Annotated in this window: 5 protein-coding genes; all 5 read right to left on the bottom strand. The window is 69.5% G+C overall.

Annotated elements, in window-relative coordinates:
- The coding region (locus tag ACLQ6X_RS09615) for a winged helix-turn-helix domain-containing protein (protein WP_411699948.1) at positions 1 to 659 on the bottom strand (659 nt) is incomplete at its 3' end.
- A gap of 289 nt (positions 660 to 948) precedes the next feature.
- Positions 949 to 1,800: an ABC transporter permease gene (locus ACLQ6X_RS09610; protein ID WP_411699947.1), complete on the bottom strand. Its 852-nt coding sequence runs from the start codon at positions 1,798 to 1,800 to the stop codon at positions 949 to 951.
- Positions 1,787 to 2,731, bottom strand: coding sequence for an ABC transporter ATP-binding protein (locus ACLQ6X_RS09605; protein WP_411699946.1), 945 nt, complete (start codon positions 2,729 to 2,731; stop codon positions 1,787 to 1,789). Before ACLQ6X_RS09605 ends, ACLQ6X_RS09610 begins: the two co-directional genes overlap by 14 nt.
- Positions 2,728 to 3,801, bottom strand: coding sequence for a LolA family protein (locus ACLQ6X_RS09600; protein ID WP_411699945.1), 1,074 nt, complete (start codon positions 3,799 to 3,801; stop codon positions 2,728 to 2,730). Before ACLQ6X_RS09600 ends, ACLQ6X_RS09605 begins: the two co-directional genes overlap by 4 nt.
- A 58-nt stretch (positions 3,802 to 3,859) precedes the next feature.
- On the bottom strand, positions 3,860 to 4,495 hold the full coding sequence (gene upp / locus ACLQ6X_RS09595; RefSeq protein WP_188510582.1) for a uracil phosphoribosyltransferase: 636 nt from the start codon (positions 4,493 to 4,495) through the stop codon (positions 3,860 to 3,862).
- Between the last annotated feature and the right edge of the window lie 28 nt (positions 4,496 to 4,523).

Genomic DNA, 4,523 nt, shown 5'->3' with positions numbered 1-4,523 from the left:
GTGCGCACGATGTCTTCGTAGGCGCCGAGCTTCGAGCGCAGGCGGCGCACGTGCACGTCGATGGTGCGCTCGTTCGGGATCTCGTCGTCGTTCGCGTTCCACAGCGACGAGATGAGCTCGGCGCGGTCGATGGTGCGGCCCTCGCGCAGCACCAGGTACTGCAGCAGCTCGAACTCCTTGTAGGTCAGCGGGGCGGTCTCGCCGTCGAGCTGCAGGCGCTTGCGGGAGATGTCGATCACGACACCGCCGCGCGGCTTCGCCTCCACCACGGGGGTCTGGCGCTGGCGGGCGAGCGCCGCCGGATCCTGCAGGGCGAGACGCACCACGTCGACGTCGCGGCCGCCGGCGCCCTGTGGTGCGAGGGCGACAGCCGCGTGCGTCTCGGCGGTGGGCACCAGCTCGGCGACGAGGCTCTTCAGCTGTGCCACGATCTGGCCGAGGTCGGTGCCGGCCAGCTCGGCCTTCAGCTCGTCGAGGCCGACATAGAGCACGAAGCCGCGTGCCTCGGTTCCGGCGGGAACGGCGCGCAGTCGGGGCTGCGCCGCCTCGTCACGGATGTCGGCTGCCGGAGCTTCCGGCTGGCGGCTCGTCGCGACGAGCGAACGAACGGAAGGAGCCGAAAAGGAAGTGGTCGGACGGTCAATTGTTGCAAGAGACATGGGTCGAAAGATCCTTGAAAGGGGTGAAGGGCCTCTAATGATGAGGGTGTGATTCCTTCTGGGTATTTCTTGGTGGTGCGATGCAGGATGGCCCCGTAATGAAAGGAGACAACCGGGAGTTCAGGCGCTCAAGGATGAAGAGCTGAACTCGGCGAGGGTTTGGCCGTTAGGCACACATTCGACAACACATCGCGCTCGACGGCATGAGGCCGGTCGTGTGCGCGTGGAAAGTCATAGAGGCAACTATCTTGCATGATGACCGTTTGTGTCAACCTCGCACCCCGGATGCTCAGGTCAGAATGTCTTTCGTGGCGAACCGCCCGTAGGCGAGTGCGCCGAAAACGGCGATGTAGCCGAGCTGCAGCAGCGCGTTCTCACCGAAGACCGTGAAGTCGATCGGGGTGCGCAAGAGGTCGGCGAAACCGAGCCAGTGGTGGCTGAACAGCCAGGGGTGGATGGCACTGAGCTGCGGCAGCACGTCGAGGATCTGGCTCACCGCCGACAGCACGATCGTGGCGGCCATCGCGCCGACCGGCACGGTGGTGAGCGTGGAGATGAACATGCCGATCGCGCTGAGGCCGAGCATGGAGATGCTCACGTAGGCGGCGAAGAGAGCGGCCCGCAGCGCGTAGCCGCCGACGCCGACCGTGTCGCCCGAGATCAGCGTCACCGGTCCGATCGGAAAGAGCACGGCGCCGATCGCGGCACCCGTGAGCACCACGACGAGGGTGGCCACCACGCAGAAGACGGCGGCGCCCGCGAACTTCACGAGCAGCAGTCGCACCCGGCCGGCCGGTGCGACCAGGAGATAGCGCAGGGTGCCCAGATTCGCCTCGCCCGCGATGGTGTCGCCCGCGACGACCCCGACGGTGAGCGGCAGGAAGAGCGGCACCGACACGATGAGCGCCGTCAATCCCACGAACAGGCCGTTCTGGGTGATGTTGGACAGGAACGCCGGGCCGTCGCCCGGGGTGTCGGGGGAGTCGGAGAGCCGCACGGCCACCGCGATCAGCACGGGCACGGCGGCTAGGGCGGCGAGCATCGCCCAGGTGCGGCGACGGCGGAACAGCACACGCAGCTCCGAGCCGAGCAGGGCGAGTCCGAGCGAAGGGGAAGACTCGCGGACCTCATTCTGCGACATCGAAGCCCTCCCCGGTGAGCGCCACGAAACGGTCCTCGAGCGAGGCGCCCTCGACCGTGAGGCCGCGAACCCGCACGTTGGCGCGCACGAGCGCCGCGGTCACCGCCTCCGGGGGAACGCCGTGTGGCAGCTCGGCGCTCACGTGGTCGTCGCGGTCGGCGGAGTCGGGGGAGAGACCCAGCACGGCGAACACGCGTCGAGCCTCGGCCACGTCGGGCGTGTGCACCGCCACCCGTTCCGAGCCCTGCGCCCGTAGCTGGTCGAGCGAACCCTGCGCGACGAGACGGCCGGTGCTCATCACGGCGACGTGGCTGCAGACCTGCTCCACCTCGGCGAGCAGGTGGCTGGAGAGGAAGATCGTGGTGCCGTCGGAGGCGAGGGAACGGATGAGCGAGCGCACCTCGCGGGTGCCCTGCGGGTCGAGGCCGTTGGTGGGTTCGTCGAGCACGAGCAGGTCGCGCGGGGTGAGCAGCGCGTTCGCGAGGCCGAGCCGCTGCTTCATGCCGAGCGAGTAGGCGTGGGCCGCCTTGCCGGCCGCATGGCTCAGCCCGACCCGGTCGAGAGCCGCGTCCACCCGTGCGGCGCGGGTGGACGACGGCGCGTGACGGTTGGCCGTGTCGAAGCGCCGCAGGTTCTCGCGGCCGGAGAGAAACGGGTAGAAGGCGGGCCCCTCGACGAGGGCGCCCACCCGCGGCAGAACGTGCGCCGCGGCATCCGGAATCGAACGTCCGAGAACGGCGATCTCCCCGGCGGTCGCGGCAGAGAGACCGAGTAGCATGCGGATCGTCGTCGTCTTGCCTGACCCGTTCGGGCCGAGGAAACCGAACACCGACCCGCGCGGAACCGCGAGGGCGAGATCGGAAACCGCGGCCTGGTGGCCGAACCTCTTGCTGAGGGCGTGCGTCTCGATCGCGAGCTCGGGCGAACTCACTGCGCGGCGACGTCCTGGAGGTGCTGCGGGGTCACGGCGCCGACGAGCACCCGGCCGTCGTCGGCGAGCATGACCGAGACGAGGCTGGTCGTGAGCACGCGGCCGCCGTCGACCGCGGTCGTCAACTGGTCGAGCGCCGGGCCGGAGAGGCCGGCGGGCTGGGCGCCTGCGGGAAGCACGACGACGGCGTCCCATCCGTCGCCGACGACCGTGGGCCGCGGGTGATCGCTGGCCGCGGCATCCGGAACAGCGGTGTCGGGGGCCTCGAGAGTCTCCTCTTCGACGGTCACGTCGCTCGGCGGCGCGAACTCGAACACGCTCGCGTCGGGGGCGTCGAAGTCGATCTCGCTGAAGCGCACCGAGAAAGCGGGAGAGGTCTCGCCCTCGGCGGTCACGCTCACCGCGAGGGGCAGGCCGGTCTCGGCGTCGACGCTGAGCACCACGGAACCGACCAGCGTGTCGGCGTCGTCGGGGGTGAGTCGCAGCTCGTAGGCGGCACGGCCGGCGACTCGCGCGGTGTCGACGACCTCGATCGCGGTCGAGGTATCGACAGCGGCGAGCAGCTTCGCGGCGGCCTCGCCCGGGGTGAGCGTCGGGCCGGAGGGCAGGTCGGCAGGCGCGCTCGCCGTGATGTGGGTGGCCTCTTTGGCGTCGGAGTCGTAGAGCCAGACGCTGTCGCCGTTGCGGATCGCGTCGCGCTCGGCGAACCCCTCGAGCAACTGCACCCGCTGCGTGGTGGGGCCGCCGACGAAGACGTTCGCGGTGTGCGAGCCAGAGAGGAGTTCGAGGGCGGATGACGCGGAGTCGCCGCCGCCCGCGGGGGAGAGTGCCGACACGTCGGGCAGTCCGAGGGCGGAGGTCTGCTCGATCGTGCCCGAGAACGGGGTGCCGCGGCTGTCGGCGACCAGCTCGAGCAGCTGCTGAGCGGTCTTCTCGGGAAGTGAGGGTGCGGCGTTCGCCACGGCGGGTACGGCGACGGCGGCGGTGATGATGACCGCGAGCACGACCGCGGCGGGGATCCAGCGCTGGATGTTCTTCTTCACGGCGAGCGACCTTTCTTGGCACGTCACTCGCGAATTTACGCCCCGAAACTCACAATGCGCTGGGGGTTTCGCCGTCGCGGGACGGTCAGACGAGGCCGTAGAGGCGGTCGCCGGCGTCGCCGAGACCGGGCACGATGTAGCCGAGTTCGTTGAGACGCTCGTCGAGCGCGCCGAGCACGATGGTCACGTCGCCGCGACCCTCCATCGCCTTCTCGACGGCTGCGAGTCCCTCGGGCGCGGCGATCAGGCACACGGCCGTCACGTCTTTGGCACCGCGGGCGAGCAGGAAGTCGATGGCCGCGATGAGCGAGCCGCCGGTCGCCAGCATCGGGTCGAGCACGAAGCACTGGCGGTTCGACAGGTCGTCGGGCAGGCGCTCGGCGTAGGTCTCGGGCTGCAGTGTCTCTTCGTTGCGCACCATGCCGAGGAAGCCGACCTCGGCCGTGGGGACGAGCTTGACCATGCCCTCGAGCATGCCGAGTCCGGCGCGCAGGATCGGCACGACCAGCGGACGCGGTGTGCTGATCGCGAGGCCCTGCGTCTCGGCTACGGGTGTCTGGATCGTGACGACCTCGGTGCGCACGTTGCGGGTCGCCTCGTAGGCGAGCAGCGTCATGAGTTCTTCGGCGAGGGCACGGAACGTCGGCGACGGCGTGGTCTTGTCGCGCAGCACGGTGAGCTTGTGCGTGATGAGCGGGTGGTCGGCTACGTGAACTCGCATGACCCCAATCTACTTCAGTGCGGCACCC

Source organism: Conyzicola sp. (assembly GCF_046714715.1).
Taxonomy (GTDB): Bacteria; Actinomycetota; Actinomycetes; order Actinomycetales; family Microbacteriaceae; genus Conyzicola.
The sequence above is the reverse complement of the archived record's forward strand: the minus strand, read 5'-3'. Positions and strand labels throughout refer to the sequence as shown.

What these genes read in the sequence shown, in the direction of transcription:
- ACLQ6X_RS09610 (WP_411699947.1), bottom strand. Translation starts at nt 1,800, where the DNA reads ATGTCGCAGAATGAGGTCCGCGAGTCTTCCCCTTCGCTCGGACTCGCC.
- upp (WP_188510582.1), bottom strand. Translation starts at nt 4,495, where the DNA reads ATGCGAGTTCACGTAGCCGACCACCCGCTCATCACGCACAAGCTCACC.